General features: G+C 54.9%; 13 protein-coding genes. 5 read left to right on the top strand and 8 right to left on the bottom strand.

What is annotated here, in order from left to right; all coding sequences use genetic code 11:
• Positions 1 to 57: 57 nt before the first annotated feature.
• The 4 genes from AQ1_RS08925 to AQ1_RS08910 form a co-directional block, all read right to left on the bottom strand.
• Positions 58 to 837: an arginyltransferase gene (locus AQ1_RS08925; protein ID WP_042086418.1), complete on the bottom strand. Its 780-nt coding sequence runs from the start codon at positions 835 to 837 to the stop codon at positions 58 to 60.
• 32 nt (positions 838 to 869) lie between these two features.
• On the bottom strand, positions 870 to 2,729 hold the full coding sequence (locus tag AQ1_RS08920; RefSeq protein WP_042086417.1) for an SLC13 family permease: 1,860 nt from the start codon (positions 2,727 to 2,729) through the stop codon (positions 870 to 872).
• A 124-nt stretch (positions 2,730 to 2,853) separates the two neighbouring features.
• Positions 2,854 to 3,762, bottom strand: a complete 909-nt coding sequence (locus AQ1_RS08915) for a flagellar motor protein MotB (protein WP_042086416.1) — start codon at positions 3,760 to 3,762, stop codon at positions 2,854 to 2,856.
• Positions 3,763 to 3,823: 61 nt separating this feature from the next.
• On the bottom strand, positions 3,824 to 6,247 hold the full coding sequence (locus tag AQ1_RS08910) for a penicillin acylase family protein (RefSeq protein ID WP_042086414.1): 2,424 nt from the start codon (positions 6,245 to 6,247) through the stop codon (positions 3,824 to 3,826).
• A gap of 55 nt (positions 6,248 to 6,302) precedes the next feature.
• Between AQ1_RS08910 and AQ1_RS08905 the strand changes: the two genes are divergently transcribed.
• From AQ1_RS08905 to AQ1_RS14555, 5 genes are all read left to right on the top strand, one after another.
• Entirely contained in the window at positions 6,303 to 7,244 is a 942-nt protein-coding gene (locus AQ1_RS08905; RefSeq protein WP_313982067.1) for an NAD(P)-dependent oxidoreductase, read from the top strand.
• A gap of 245 nt (positions 7,245 to 7,489) precedes the next feature.
• Positions 7,490 to 8,101 (top strand): 30S ribosomal protein S4, encoded by a 612-nt coding sequence (rpsD, locus tag AQ1_RS08900; RefSeq protein WP_042086413.1) that lies wholly within the window; start codon positions 7,490 to 7,492, stop codon positions 8,099 to 8,101.
• 101 nt (positions 8,102 to 8,202) lie between these two features.
• Positions 8,203 to 8,829 (top strand): GNAT family N-acetyltransferase, encoded by a 627-nt coding sequence (locus AQ1_RS08895; protein ID WP_052371150.1) that lies wholly within the window; start codon positions 8,203 to 8,205, stop codon positions 8,827 to 8,829.
• 73 nt (positions 8,830 to 8,902) lie between these two features.
• Positions 8,903 to 9,523, top strand: coding sequence for a hypothetical protein (locus tag AQ1_RS08890; RefSeq protein ID WP_042086412.1), 621 nt, complete (start codon positions 8,903 to 8,905; stop codon positions 9,521 to 9,523).
• A 112-nt stretch (positions 9,524 to 9,635) separates the two neighbouring features.
• On the top strand, positions 9,636 to 10,217 hold the full coding sequence (locus AQ1_RS14555; protein ID WP_052371149.1) for a tetratricopeptide repeat protein: 582 nt from the start codon (positions 9,636 to 9,638) through the stop codon (positions 10,215 to 10,217).
• A gap of 363 nt (positions 10,218 to 10,580) precedes the next feature.
• Here AQ1_RS14555 and AQ1_RS08880 read toward each other — a convergent pair whose 3' ends face one another.
• From AQ1_RS08880 to AQ1_RS08865, 4 genes are all read right to left on the bottom strand, one after another.
• On the bottom strand, positions 10,581 to 11,312 hold the full coding sequence (locus AQ1_RS08880; RefSeq protein WP_042086411.1) for a Crp/Fnr family transcriptional regulator: 732 nt from the start codon (positions 11,310 to 11,312) through the stop codon (positions 10,581 to 10,583).
• Between the two features lie 174 nt (positions 11,313 to 11,486).
• Positions 11,487 to 12,191, bottom strand: a complete 705-nt coding sequence (locus AQ1_RS08875) for a DUF6134 family protein (protein ID WP_042086409.1) — start codon at positions 12,189 to 12,191, stop codon at positions 11,487 to 11,489.
• A 143-nt stretch (positions 12,192 to 12,334) separates the two neighbouring features.
• Positions 12,335 to 13,408, bottom strand: a complete 1,074-nt coding sequence (locus tag AQ1_RS08870; protein ID WP_161760524.1) for an aminotransferase class V-fold PLP-dependent enzyme — start codon at positions 13,406 to 13,408, stop codon at positions 12,335 to 12,337.
• A gap of 70 nt (positions 13,409 to 13,478) precedes the next feature.
• Positions 13,479 to 14,462, bottom strand: coding sequence for a glucosaminidase domain-containing protein (locus AQ1_RS08865; RefSeq protein WP_052371148.1), 984 nt, complete (start codon positions 14,460 to 14,462; stop codon positions 13,479 to 13,481).
• Positions 14,463 to 14,652 lie beyond the last annotated feature (190 nt).

Here is a 14,652-nt window from a genome sequence, read left to right as displayed (position 1 = left end):
CGGGCGGGGGGGAACATCCATAAAGCGATCAGGCCTTTAGTGCTGATGAAAAAAGGATCAGGAGGCGGATGCGCTGCCAGACTGCGCTTTAGCCATTAAATGCCAGCCATCATGGCCCAAGCGCTCCAGCGGGCTGAATTCGGTTTTATAGGCCATTTTCGGGCTGTTGGCGATCCAGTAACCCAGATAAACATTGCGCAATCCGCGATCATGGGCGCGGGCGATATGATCTAAAATCACATAGGTGCCCAAGGATCGCCGGGTCATTTCAGGATCGAAAAAGCTATAGACCATCGATAGACCATCCGACAACACATCGGTCAGCGCCACAGCGATCAAGCGGCCGCGTTTTTCATCAAGGCTCTGGGCATCATCAATCGGGGGCAGGCGATATTCCACCAGCATGGTGTTGACCGGGCTGTTTTCCACCATATCGGCATATTCCTGCATCGACATGCCTGCCATGCCGCCATCTGCATGACGGGTTTCGAGATAGGCGCGCAAAAGGCCATATTGCTCGGCTCTTATCACCGGCGGGCGTTCTTCGCTGCGGATATCACCATTGCGGCTGCTGATTTTACGCATCCGCCGCGATGGCCGAAAGGCGCTGGCCACCACCCGCACGGAAACACAGGCGCTGCAGCGATCACAGGCCGGGCGATAAGCCACGGATTGGCTGCGCCGAAACCCCACGCGCGACAGCGCTTCATTGAGGGCCGAGGCATCATCGCCCCGCAATTCGGTAAAAACCTTTCGTTCCTCGCGACCGTCCAGATAGGGGCAGGGCGAGGGCGCAGTGACATAAAATCGCGGGAACTGCAAAGATTGATCTGTCACGTCAGGCTTTCCATCAGGAGTGGCTCCGTCTTTCAAAGACCATAATACCAAGCGGCTATGCCTGTGAAGACAATCCATAAGATGAAGACGAGCGGCGTGCCTGCCTTGACGAAATCAATGAACCGATAATGTCCCGGTGCCATCACCAGCAGATTGGTTTGATAGCCAAAAGGCGTGGCAAAAGAGCATTTCGCAGCAAAAATCAGAGCAATGACGAAAATTTCGGGTTCAATTCCGATACGGTGGGCAATGGAGATGGCAATGGGTGTGAACAGAACCGCCGTGGCATTATTGGATAGAACATTGGTAAGCAGAGCCACCAGCAGGAAAAAGCTGGAGAGGAACACCAGCGGCGATGCATCGCCCAGCATATTGAGAACCGAATCGGCAATATAGCTGGCACCGCCGGTGATCGACATGGCATGGCCCATGGCAATGGCGGCAGCAATGATCATGACGACTTTCTGATCAATGGCCCGGAAGGCCTGGCGGATATTAAGGCAATTGGTGACGATCATGGCCAAAGCCCCGCCCAGAGCCGCCACGGTGATGGGAAGAATGCCAAAAGCCGACAAGGCGATGGTCATCGCAAAAATAAAGATGGCATAGGCGCTTTTTTGTTCGGCAGGAAAATCGGATGCCGACCATTCCAAAAGCAAAAGATCACGATTGCCGCGCAGGGCATGAATATCATCGCGCCGCCCCAGCAAAAGCAGCACATCGCCCGGCTCCAGAACCAATTGCGCTGTGTGGGTTCGGATCATCCGGGAACGTCTTTGCAGGCCCAGAACAATGCAATTGGTAAGGGAGCGAAAGCCAACCTGTTCAAGGCTTCTACCCTGAAGCCGGGAGGCCGGGGCGATCATGACTTCGGCCATCATGCTTTCGCCCGATGGCAGGGGGCTTGTGTCTTGCTCATCATGGCCACCACCCACCCCGCCTTTCATCCAGGCGCCGCTCAAAAGCTCGGGCGAGCGCAGCATCATATCGGTGAGATGGGCACGAGTGGCAGCGGCCACCAGCATATCGCCGGGCTGAAGCGACAGATCATCAAAAGGTGGCAGCAGCATTTCATCGCCCCGCCTGATGCACCTGATGGTCATATCCGTCAGTTCGGGAAACAGGCCCGATGTGGCGGTTAGGCCATTGAGGGCGCTGGTGGCGGTGATTTCAAGCTGGATCAGGAATTGTTTTGCCCCCCCGGTGAATTGCGAGGCCATGGTCGCCCTGTCGCTCAAAAGGCGGGGCGCCAGAAAAACCAGATATAAAAATCCGGCGATCCCTAAAATGAGACCGGGCACGAAGATCGAAAAAAATCCCAGCGATTCTCCCGTGATCCGGCTATAGCTGCCCGCCACCAGCAGATTGGCGCTCGAACCAATCAAGGTGAGATTCCCCCCCAAAATGGCGGCATAAGACAGCGGGATCATGACCCGGCTTGGGTTCATGCTCATTTTGCCGGCCAAAGAATTGAGGATGGGAATGAAAATGGCCACGATTGGCGTATTGTTCAAAAAGCCGGAAAACAGCAACACAATGCCCAAAACGCTGAACAGGATAAGCTTTGGGGAATTGGTGGCCGGGCCAACCAGCCGCCGCATGGGTTCATCCAAAGCCCCGGATACCACCAAAGCCTGCCCCATCACCAGAAGGCTGAGGATCGCGATCAGCGCAGGATCGGCAAAGCCGGCAACCAGCGACCGCACTGTGGAGAGGCTTTCCCCCGTTTGGGGATCAAGAACGGGGAAAATCTGAAAGGTTAAAAGCAGCGCCACGATAATCGCCAAAGAGGTGATCTCCATAGCGATGCGATCCAGCGCATAAAGCACCATGCCAAAGGCAATGATGCCAAAGGTGATCCACATTTCAATGCTTGGACTGGCTGCAATCATAAAGAAAGCTGGCTCCCCACCAGAATGTCGGATGCGTTGCAAAGGGGGCGAACTATAACCCGCCCAACATCTTGTGACAGCCTGTTATTTTTAGTGCATCAGATAAGCTGTGCTCGTTCAGCCCTTATCGGCGGGCATTGGGGAGAACCACCGGCGCTTCGCGCAGCACCAGAATCGAGATTCTGCGGTTTTCCGCCCGCATGATCTGATTGGGATAAAGGGGTTCGGATGAGGATTTGCCGATCACTTCGGAAAAGCGATCAGAGCTCACCCCGGTTTCGGCCAGCACACGGCGCGCGGAATTGGCGCGATCCGCGGATAATTCCCAATTGGTATAATCGCTGCCCGCCCCAAAGGATCCCCCATCGGTATGACCTAAAATGGCAATGCGATTGGGCAAAGTGGCGGTAATCCCGCCAATTTCGCGAATCAGCCTTTTGGCATAGTTGTAAAGATTGGCGGTTGCAGGCTCGAACATCGAGCGGCCATCCTTGTCGGTGATCTGGATGCGCACGCCTTCGGGGGTTTGCTCGATCAGGATCTGATCCTTGTGCTGGGCGAGCTCCGGCGAGTCCTGAATGGCCTGACGCAGGGTTTCTTCCAGCGCATTCATGGCCTCGTTGGTTTCGTCCTTCAATTTGTCTTCAAAATCGGCCTGCGGATTTTCGGCATTATCGGCGGCTTTGCTATCGCGATTCTGATCGGGTTTGGAGGTGGGCGGCGGGCCGCTGATCGGGGTGATCGATCCGCTGGCATTGGCAAGACCGGATGCGGCAATCGAGGCCCCGGCCAGCGGCTTTCCAGCCCCCGATTTGCCGCTGACACTGGCCGATGAAGGGGTGAAATAATCGGCCAGGCCTTCAAGGGTTTCCTTGTCAGACACATTGAGCAACCACAAAAGCATGAAAAAGGCCATCATCGCGGTGACGAAATCGGCATAGGCGACTTTCCAGGCACCCCCATGATGGCCGCCGCCGCCGCCTTTTTTCACCTTTTTGATGATGATGGGTCGTGCCTCGTCGTTCTTTGCCACCGCCTGCTCCGCTGCTTGGGTTTGGTGGCCATCAGAATGGCGGTTTGGCCTTAATTTTTCCTTATGATTTTGGGGGTTTTGGGGATCGTGGCACCAGGATCAACGTGGCTGCGATGGCATCCGCCCTGGGATTGCTGGCGATGGAGATCGATTGGCCTTTGAGCCATAAAGGCATCATATCATGATAATGCTTTGAGAAAACAATCCCCGACTGCCCGGTGGGAATGATATAGCGCGACCGCTCAAGATCCGACAGATCATAAACCACCCGGTAGCTCGCCCCATGGCCATAAGTGAAGGGATCATCGGCGGCAAAGCGCGGGCCCGCCACATTCACCGTATCGGTGCCGCCACCGGCAGGGGCGCGCTTTTCAAAAAAGGGCGCAAGAAAGGGCACCTGTGAAAAGGGGCGATGGTCCTGCACCACCTGATGAAGATCACCCCAGCGCCAATCGCGCCAGCTTTTTATAGGGCGATCCAAACGCTGGGCCAGATCCTTCAGGGCTTCATCAAGGGCCATGGTCACGGTTTCAGCGCAGCTTTCAAGTGCGGTGGTGCCCACATCATCGCACCAGCGTGCTCCATTGGCTGCATCATCGGGGGCATCCCCCAGAACGGCGCGGAGAAAACCTGCCTTGGGCGACCAATATCGGGGAAATCTGCTGCCCAGTTCATCGGCAATGATCTGTTTGACCAGGGCCCGGTGCCAAGCGGTAAAGATCAACGGTTCCGGGCGATCCGCCGCCATTTCCAAATTCCATTGGCCAAGGGCATCCAGAAGATCGCGATGGGTAGCACCCGTGGCGTGATCAAGCATCAGGGGCAGCAGATCGGCGGCCAAACTGCTGCGGATATCCATCTGAATGCGGCTCATGCTATCCAGATCATGGGGGCCGGTTTCGGCAATCAGGGCGCGGATGCGATCCCCGCGATAGGGCATGGCCCATTCGGATGTCAGATAATGCGGATAATCGGGCGGGGTGATCTTTTCATTGGCGGTGGCGATCACGCCGTCTTCGGGATCATATTTTTTCGGCAATTCGCTATAGGGCAGGGTGCCCTGCCAATCATAATCCGCCAGCCAGCCCGGTGCGGGCAGCAGCCCCTGCGTGCGGTTTTCGGGCAGGCGCACCGGCACTCGGCCCGGGGCGAAATAACCGATATGGCCATCCACATCGGCATAAACAATATTCTGCATCGGGGCGATATAATATTGCAGGGCATTCAGAAAATCGGGGAAATCCTGCGCTTGGGTCAGGTCCAGCCCCATGCTGGCGGTGGTATCGTTTTCATCCAGCGCCGTCCAGGCCAGGGCGATCACGGCATCTTTGGGCAGCCGCTCGGCAAGATCGCTGCGGGCATCGGAAATCACCGGGCCATGGCGGGTTTCGCGCACGATGATGGAGACCGGATCGGCATCTTTCACAAGGATCACTTCGTCTCTGGTGATGAAAGACTGCGGCCCCGATGGGGTGAGATAGCGGCTGCCATCCCCCACAAGCTTTTCGATATAAAGATCCTGCACATCGGGATTGACATTGGTGAAGCCCCAGGCCATGCGGTTATTGCGGCCCAGCACGATGAAGGGCAGTCCGGGCATGGTGGCACCGATGATATCTTCATCGCCGATCTTGAGATGCGCCAGATACCACAAGGATGGGGTGGTCAAGGCCAGATGCGGATCATTGGCCAAAAGGGGCTTGCCGCTTTTGCTCAATGCACCCGAAATCACCCAGTTATTCGAGCCTAAACCGCGGGGTTTGCCGATGTCTTGTGGTGCGCTCATGGCGGCGCTGATTTCCAGCCCCTCATAAAGCTGGCTTATATCGGGTAATTCATGAGCCGCTTCACCGGGATAAGGCGGGAAAAATTCGGTCAGTTGCTCGGAATCGAGCAAAGCGGCCAGATCCAGCCGCGCCAGTTCCATCCAGAAATTGCCGCCCAGATCCAAAGCCATCACTTTGAGCCAGCCCAAGCTGTCGATCGGCGTCCAGCTTTCGGGGCGGGTGCCGGTGAGCATGAATTCGGGCGGCAGCGCCCCTCGATGCTGCGCGATAAAGCTGTTGATGCCATTGGCATAGGCTTTCAGCCCTGATCGGGTTTCCGGGCTTTGATGGCGCCAGGCTTTGCGGGCGCGATCTTTTAATGAAAGTGTGCGCAGGAATTGATCGGTGGGAAGGGCCGATGAGCCGCCGATTTCCGCCAGCCGCCCGGCATAAATCCGCTGATGCATGGCCAATTGCCACAGGCGATCCTGGGCATGAAGAAAGCCAATGGCAAAAAAGGCATCCTCCATGCTATCGGCGGTGATATGGGGCACGCCATGCTGATCGCGGGCAATGCTGACCTTGCCCTCCAACCCATCGAGATAAAGGGTGCCGGAAGTTTGCGGCAGGGCGCTGCGCAGATAACTCCAGCCAAATAAGGCGATCAAAAGAATCACAAGCCCCAAAAGCCCGCTCGTTCTGGCGATCAGCTTGCGCATACCCGGTCTCCTTTTGAGGGGCTTTACAAAAAGCATGAAAGCCCGCTAGCGTTTGATGTCTGTCGATCCTGATCACCAACAGAGTAACGGCGATTTCATGACCCACAAGCTCACATTTCTGGGGTTGGGTGTGATGGGCTATCCCATGGCATCTCATCTGGCACGGAAGGGCTATCCGCTCACCGTTTATAACCGCACAGCATCGCGGGCCGAACATTGGCTGGCCGAGCAGAAGCGGGCGCACCCTGATGCCCTTTTATCCACGGCGGCCACCCCGGCTGAAGCCGTGCGGGATGCCGATATCGTTTTTGCCTGTGTGGGCAATGATGATGATGTGCGCGCCATTTGCACAGGCGATCAGGGCAGCTTTGCCGCCATGCGGGCAGGGGCTGTTTTCGTCGATCACACCACCGCCTCGGCTGCGGTGGCCAAAGAAATGCACCACGCGGCCAAAGGCTTTGGGCTGGGCTTTATCGATGCGCCGGTTTCAGGCGGTGAAGCGGGGGCTAAGGATGGCCGGCTGACGGTGATGTGCGGGGGTGATGCAGGCGATTTCGATAAAGCCATGCCCGTGATGGAGAGCTATGCCAAAATGGTGCGGCTTTTAGGGCCTGTGGGGGCCGGGCAAACCGCAAAAATGGTCAATCAGATCTGCATCGCCGGCACATTGCAGGGCTTGTCGGAAGCGCTTAATTTCTGCATGGAAGCCGGGCTTGATGCGGGGCAGGTGGTGGAGGTGATTTCCCAAGGGGCGGCCCAAAGCTGGCAGATGGAGCATCGGGCCGAAACCATGGTTGAGGGGCGATTTGATTTTGGCTTTGCGGTGGATTGGATGCGGAAGGATCTCGCCATCGTTCTGGCCGAAGCCCGGCGGATGGGGGTCTCTTTACCGCTCACGGCCCTCGTGGATCAGTTTTATGCCGATGTGCAGGCCCAGGGCGGGGGGCGCAATGATACATCAAGCCTGATCCGGCGCTTGCGTCGCTTTGAACAGTGAGATGCAGATCGAGCGCAAGCCGGATGCACGAAAATCGCAATTCTACTGATCAAGACTTGATCTTTTCAGCCGCATGGCTATAGTCCCCGCACTTCGAACGGGCGGCAGATTTTTGTCCGTCGCCCGCGTGGGCGCTTTTGCGCTTTGGCTTCATGTTGTTTTGATGCAAAAAAACAGCCTGTGTCAAAATGTAAAAGGGGCGATTGGCGCCCGGCCCATGGCGCATAGAAAGGACGCGGTTCGACATGAGCAAGCGTATTACTGCCAAGCATAAAATCGATCGCCGGATGGGCGAAAATATCTGGGGCCGTGCCAAAAGCCCGGTCAACAGCCGTCAATATGGCCCGGGTGAACATGGCCAGCGCCGCAAAGGCAAATTGTCGGATTTCGGGATTCAGCTGCGCGCCAAACAAAAGCTGAAAGGCTATTATGGCTCGATCACCGAAAAGCAGTTCAACCGTTATTATCAGGAAGCCTCGCGCAAAAAAGGCGATACCGGTGAACATCTGATCGGGATTTTGGAGCGTCGTTTGGATGCTGTGGTCTATCGCGCGAAATTCGTGCCCACGGTTTTTGCCGCTCGTCAGTTTGTCAGCCATGGCCATGTTCTGGTCAATGGCAAGCGCGCCAATGTGCCCAGCTATCTGGTCAAAGAAGGCGATGTGATCGAAGTGCGTGAAAAATCGCGCCAGATGCCCATGGTGCTCGAAACCGCCCAAAGCCCCGAGCGCGATGTGCCGGAATACATCACCGTGGAAGGCACCAAAGCCACCTTCACCCGCACCCCATCCCTTGATGAAGTGCCTTATCCTGTGAAGATGGAACCCAATCTGGTGGTCGAATTCTATTCACGCTGAGCCTTGGGTCTTTTGATCTTTGTAAAATGTCGCGGGGTCTTTTCCGCGGCGTTTTTTTGTGCTTTTAACAAGGCTCATAAAGGCGACAAGGGGGCGAGACGATGCGTGATCAGCCGGAAAGACAAGGGGATCGACCGGACCATCAGCGGCCTGATGCCGCAATGGACAGCGCCAGCGCCACATCCTCACCCGCTTTCAATATCCGCTCTGGCCGGCCAGAAGATACGCCGCAGGTGATTGGGCTGATTGGCCGCTGTTTCAGCGCCTATCCCGGTTGCGTGCTCGATCTGCCCGGCCTTGATGCCGATCTTCATCATATTTCCAGCCTTTATGAACAGCAGGGCGGTCATTTCTGGGTGGCTGAAACCTTGGTTGCCGCAAAACAAAGCCCGCATCCCCGCCAACAGATCATTGGCTGTGTGGGCTACACCCCGAAAGCGGATCAAGCGATCGAATTGAAGCGGCTTTATGTGGATACCTCCATGCGCCGCTTGGGGTTGGCCAGCGCTTTATTGGAATTGGTGATGGAAAAAGCGCGAGACTGCGGGGCATCGCGCATGGATTTATGGTCGGATACCCGCTTTATCGAGGCCCATGCCTTTTACCAACGCCATGGCTTTATCGGGCCGGGGGAAACGCGCGATCTTAATGATCCATCCAACACCACGGAATATCATTTTTACAAAAATTTAGCGCCTCACGCGAACACGCCTGAAAGGGCGGGATGATCGTCAAATTGCCATTGGCAAGTCATTAATAATTCATTAAAATTGGATCGATTTTGAAAGAAAAGGTTGGTCCATGATTGTTTTAATGATGCTTTCCGCTTTATTTTCTCTCGGAAATTCTGCCTTTAGTGATAAGTCCGGTCAGGACCTCACCCATCAGCAGATGATCGATCAATGTGCTTTTACCATGATTGCCGATACCTTGGGGGATGCTGATTTTTGGCATGATCTGCGACCCGTGATCAGCGGCGATCCGCAATTTGCCGATCATCTGCATCAAATCATGCCCGATTATAAGCTGGCTTATGTCCATGAACAGAGCAACGGCCTGTTGCTGATTGGTGGCGACCGCTTGAAGATGGATGGCCAAAGCGGCGATCAAGGCGCTGGATATTGGTCTGATACCGCCGCCGATACGCGCAAGGCCTGTGCCGAGGCTGGACTTGAATGTTCAGTTTCGCTCTTTTCCGAAGCGCCTTATGGCCTGGCCGCCAGCACCTTTATCGCCGAAGGGGCAGATGCCGTGCGCCGTGAAACTTTGGCCTTCATCGGGGCGGATCGCTGTGCCTATGCCATCCAGTTTTCCGGCCCCTTAGCGGCGATCACCGATCAGGATTGGAGCCAATTGCGGCTGTCCCTGCTCGATCTACGGGGGTTGGTTCAGGCCACCGAAACCACCGCTTCCCTGCCTTGAATATCGGCTGATCTGCTGTTTTTCAAATGGCTCATCACCCGTTCACTGAATTTTTGATCTCGGTGCATAAACGCGCTAGGCTCATTGTCTGGACCTGATCGGGATTGATGCCATGACAAGGATCTGTGCACTCTTCGGCCTGTGGTTTATTTGCTTTTCGGGCGCGGTTTTCGCGCAAACCGAAGCCGATACTCTGGGAAAATCCGGGATAGAAACGGGGTCGGCATCAGGACCTGAGAAAGCTGAAGAGTTTTTGGCAATGGGCACCGCCCTTTTGGCGCGCGGTGAGGATGGTGATTGGGCGAAAGCCCTGCCATGGTTGGAAAAAGCCGCCCAGAAAGGGGCCCCTGTCACTTTGCTCATCGCCGATCTTTATCATCAGGGTGTGGGGGTGGAGCAGAATCTGGAAAAGGCGGCCTTTTGGTTTCATATCAGTGCTGAAACCGGCAATGCTTTGGCGCAATATGAATTGGGGCGTCTTTATCTGGATGGCCGGGGGGTTGAAAAAGATGCGGTTCAGGCCGTTTTATATCTGCAATTGGCCCATGATGGATTGCGCGATCCCCAAAGATTGAAAGAAGCCGAGGCCGCCCTGACCCGGGCTAAATTGGGGGCCGGATGGGATGAATGGCAAAGGGTGAAGCGCCTTTTGAGCACATGGCAACCGAAATCGCTTTCTGAACTTTTGAACTGATCAATGCCTGTTTAATCAAGGATTGCACAGGCAAAAAAAGCGGCGCCGCTCAATTGAGCAGACGCCGCCACGAGAGAGCGATGATATCTCAGGCAAAATACCACCGCCAAAGCCGATCATCACATCAGGCATATGAAGACCAGCATTGTTCCTTCTTCAGATCAGAAGTTAAGCATAGATCATGCCAATTTTATCTTGATAATGATTCCAGAGACTTAGCAGTAATGATCATGGGGGCTGTTTCAAAATAAAACATAAACGAGGCGATGGGCTGCCCCGAATTGAGCCATTTTTGGGAAAGCGGCTGTTTTATTTTGGGATGAGTAATTTTAAAGGAGCATCGAGCGGTCAAGGGGAGCCTGATCAGGCGAGTTCGCACTCGGCCAAAGATTGAAGCTTCGGCAGATCCAATATATGAAGATGCTGCGCCGTTTCGAGGCGAATAATCTGGAGCGTTTTCAGTTTCGAGAAAATGCGGCTGACGGTTTCAATCGTCAGCCCCAGATAATCGGCGATATCCGCCCGGCTCATGGCCAGATGAATTTCCAAGGATGGATCATGGCAATGCCCCTGGCGATGGGCAAGACCGATGAGAAAGGACGCCACCCGTTCCTGTGCGGTTTTGCGGCCCAAAGAAAAAACCAGATCAAGCATCTGATCCATAGCCGATGCCCCCATGCGGCGCACCTGCCGATCCATGCCGGGAAAACGTTCGATCAGTTCCTCGATGGAGCGCCGATCAAAACGGCACAGGCGGGCGTCGTTCAAAGCATCGGCGGAAAAATGATACTGATCGGATAAAGTGAGGCCGATAAAATCGCCTTTGGTCAGAAACCCCAAAATCTGCCGCCGTCCATCGCTGGAAAGCCGCGATAAGGCGATATCGCCCTCAATCACATTATAAACGTCTTTCGTCTGATCGCCTTCCAAAATCAGGGAATGGCCGCGTTTGACCTGAAAACGGGTGGCCCGGGCGGCCAGATGTTTCAATTCATGATCATCAAGACCCGAGCATAAAAAGCTGTCGCGAGCCGGGCAGGCAAGGCACATGATCTTGTTTTCATGAATATCAGGCGTCATCTGCCGATCTGTCATTTGCTCATCCCTTTATGGCCTTCCGGTTGAGCTGAAAGGCAACAGGGTTCAGAAACACTTTGGGAGTATGATAGAAGGCAAAAAACCAAAAGAACAAGAACTGATTGGAAAAAAGGGGCAATGGGTTGGATCTGCCCATTCAGCTTTCATCTGCTGCTGTTCACAAGTGAACTCTCAGGCGGCTTGTTTGTCTTTTGCCTTCTGGAAGCGATAGGTGAGGGTTTCCCCATCCTTGGTATAAAGAGTGCCAACGATCAGATAGCCCGCATCATCGATCCAGAATTCATGGCTGAGGGTATTTTCATCCAGATTGGTTATTGTGTAATAGCGCGCGTCAACGGTCTGATCATCATTATCAAGCTGGATACGCCCTTTGGCTTCAAGCCGGGATGGCCGCATCAGCCCCGAGAGGGTATCAAGGAGCATGAAATCCTTAGTGCCCTCATCGATCCAGAAATCGGTTTTGGTAAAGCTGCTGGGCACAAGATCGCGCGGCGCTAAAACCGTTTCGCCATCTGTTTCAACCACATAATGATCATCCGCCGCCCTTAGATCCACCTCTTCATAAGAGCTGTTGCGCTGGGTTTCGCTGGTCATTTTGACCAGTTCGCCGGATTTCCATAATTCCTGCGAGCTATGATCGAGCTTGTAAACGGTGATGAACGCCATCTTGATCCGCACCCTCGCTTCAATATCAACAGCGATCTGATTTTCGCCGGTGAAATCATAGGAAACGCTGTGGGTGCCGATTTTCGAGCCTTTACGCTCGATGCTATAGGTGAGAGACGTTTGATCCGGAATTTTATCAACAGCATTGGCCGGGAGCAAAGGCACAAGAAAGGTTGCAGCCACCATGGCCGTTAAAAATTTACGAAACATTTTGGTCTTGTTCCGATACTGTTTGAGGCTGTTCATTGTGAGCGGATTCAAATACATCACAATCGATCTGTTTTCAGGCTTACCTTAACTGGTTTAAGAGCAAAAGGCCAGCCGGGAATCGCTGCTTCTTATAGGATAACCGCTCATAATCGGCCCAAAGCCTCATCCAGGTGGGCTTCATCTTGATCATCGATCCACAGATGCGGGGCGATTCTGATCCAGTCTCCCCGGTTGCTGACGAATATCTTCTCATCCTTCAGTCGCGCTGCGATGTCACTGGCTTTATGGGCGGATGAGCGGGCGGCCATCAGATGCGGGCTGCGCCATTGGTGCGGGGTGGTTTCAAAGCCATGGCGGTGGAGAATATCGGCCAGCCTGCTATTGATAGCCGCCAGCGATTGGGCGATCTCATCGATCTGCCAATCCAAAATCATCTCCAAAGCCCTTTCCGCCAAAGGCATCAATTGGAAATTGGATCGCTCCCCCATGTCAAAGCGCCGGGCACCGGGCTGATAATCGCTTTGATAGGCAACAAGCTGGCTGAAATCATCTGCTCCGGCGCGCACGATCCAGTTTTCTTCCAGGGGAATGCCTCTCTGCCAGCGTGGGCTGACATAAAGATAACCCAAAGAATAAGGGCCAAACAGCCATTTATAGCCCGCTGCCACAGCAAAATCGGGATCGATTTCGCTCAGTGAAATGGGCAGCGCCCCCAAGGATTGCGTAAGATCGAGAAACAGGGCCGCGCCATGGTGGCGTGCCGCATCGCGGATCCGGGGCAGATCGAGCATCGCACCCGTGGACCAATGCACATGGGGAATGGCCAGCAGAGCCGTGCGCGGGCCATGCTCATGCAAAAATTCGAGAATGGCTTCGGTCCAATCCTGCTCGGGCGGGCCGGGAACCATCAGCAATTCAGCCCCGCGATCTTTGGCCAAACGATCCCAGCCATAATAATTGGATGGAAATTCCTGCGCCAAAGTGATGATCATCTGCCCTTTCTGGATGGGCAGATTGCGGGCCGCCGTGGCCACCCCATAGCTGACCGAGGGCACGATGGCCACCGCAGTTGGTGCGCATTCCATCACCTGTGCCGCAAGGCTGCGCACCCGCTCGGATCGTTTAAAAAAATCGGCAGGGGATACGGACCAGGGCTTTGTGCGCTCGATCAGGCTTTGTTCCCCGATGGCGATGAAATCCGTTGGGGCCGGGGTCATATAGGCGGCATTCAGATAGCAATGATCCCGGGGGATTTGGAAGCGATGTCTTTGGCAGGGCAGCATGATTTCAGGATACTTTCGCTGATGGCATGGGCATAGATTGGGCTGTGCGCGGATTTTGCCGCCGATTTTCCAGCCGCGCCTGATCGAAATCCAGCAGATCATTGCCCATGATGATCAGGCGCAGATCGCGCACATAAGCTTCGCGGCGTTCGGAATAACGGATGAGGGTGGGGGCAAGGGCCAGACCATCGACCGCGCGGCCCTCTTGCCGCAGGCGGAAACGCGCGGCCCGCAAATCGCTATAGGCCGGATTGCGGTTGATATTAGCCGCATAGCCCCGCACGGAATCGATCAGAAACCCAAAGGCCTTGATGCGATGCTTTTTGCCATCCTCACGGCTTTGGGGAACAATGCCTTCATCCTCATCATTCCATGTCCATTGGCCATAAAGGGCATTACCTTCCCGGGCAAAGCGTGATGTGCCCCAGCCGCTTTCGATGGCCGCCTGCGCCAGTGCCAGTGATGGCGGCACGATATCCACCCTTTGATAAAGCGCGGCCAGATTTGGCACTGTTGGCTTGAAATCCTTGCCCATGCCATAGCGGCGGGCCAATTGCCGCAGCCAGCGCCGGCTGAGCGGGGTGATGGCGGTCTGGGCCGCGCTTTCGGCTTCCAAGCGTTGCAGAATGCGTTCCAAACGCTGGCGATCTTGCATGATCAGTTCATTAACGCGCAAAATCAGCGGTAAAAGCGTGGCCATGAAGGCGCGTTTTCGCTCTGTGCTGTCATTGATGTTTTGAAGGCCCTGGGGCAGGGCCGAAAAAAAGATGCGGGGCACCGGTTGGCCATCATGGCGCACCGCGCTCAGCCGAAAGCCAAGCCGTGTATAGAGCTGATCAAGGCTTTGGGGCGGCGGCTGATGACGCAGATAGCGCACCCGCTCCGCAAACAGCGCGCTTTCACGCGCCTTATAGGTTTGATAGATCGCTCCACCGAAAACCAGGACCAAAAGGGCTGCAAGGGACGTGATGGCAATGATCTTTTTCATGGGGCACTCTTTTGATTTTAGTGTCTGGTGATTTAAGTGTCTGGCTGGAACGGAAACGATCTAAAGATCCTGTGCTGATCGGATAGAATGGCGGATTTTCGCAGGAACAGAAGAAAAATCTGAACATAGAGTGACATGGCTGTGGACAGCGCATCAAGATCTGGTCACAAAAGAGCCGAAAATATGTTTT

The organism is Iodidimonas nitroreducens (assembly GCA_000710935.1).
Lineage (GTDB): Bacteria > Pseudomonadota > Alphaproteobacteria > Sphingomonadales > Rhodothalassiaceae > Iodidimonas > Iodidimonas nitroreducens.
This window is presented reverse-complemented; position numbering and strand designations above follow the sequence as displayed.

Coding starts and splice junctions, on each gene's coding strand:
- AQ1_RS08910 (WP_042086414.1), bottom strand. CDS start 6,247: ATGCGCAAGCTGATCGCCAGAACGAGCGGGCTTTTGGGGCTTGTGATT.
- AQ1_RS08895 (WP_052371150.1), top strand. CDS start 8,203: ATGCGTGATCAGCCGGAAAGACAAGGGGATCGACCGGACCATCAGCGG.
- AQ1_RS08880 (WP_042086411.1), bottom strand. CDS start 11,312: ATGACAGATCGGCAGATGACGCCTGATATTCATGAAAACAAGATCATG.
- rpsD (WP_042086413.1), top strand. CDS start 7,490: ATGAGCAAGCGTATTACTGCCAAGCATAAAATCGATCGCCGGATGGGC.
- AQ1_RS08865 (WP_052371148.1), bottom strand. CDS start 14,462: ATGAAAAAGATCATTGCCATCACGTCCCTTGCAGCCCTTTTGGTCCTG.
- AQ1_RS08905 (WP_313982067.1), top strand. CDS start 6,303: ATGTCTGTCGATCCTGATCACCAACAGAGTAACGGCGATTTCATGACC.
- AQ1_RS14555 (WP_052371149.1), top strand. CDS start 9,636: ATGACAAGGATCTGTGCACTCTTCGGCCTGTGGTTTATTTGCTTTTCG.
- AQ1_RS08920 (WP_042086417.1), bottom strand. CDS start 2,729: ATGATTGCAGCCAGTCCAAGCATTGAAATGTGGATCACCTTTGGCATC.
- AQ1_RS08890 (WP_042086412.1), top strand. CDS start 8,903: ATGATTGTTTTAATGATGCTTTCCGCTTTATTTTCTCTCGGAAATTCT.
- AQ1_RS08870 (WP_161760524.1), bottom strand. CDS start 13,408: ATGACCCCGGCCCCAACGGATTTCATCGCCATCGGGGAACAAAGCCTG.
- AQ1_RS08875 (WP_042086409.1), bottom strand. CDS start 12,191: ATGTTTCGTAAATTTTTAACGGCCATGGTGGCTGCAACCTTTCTTGTG.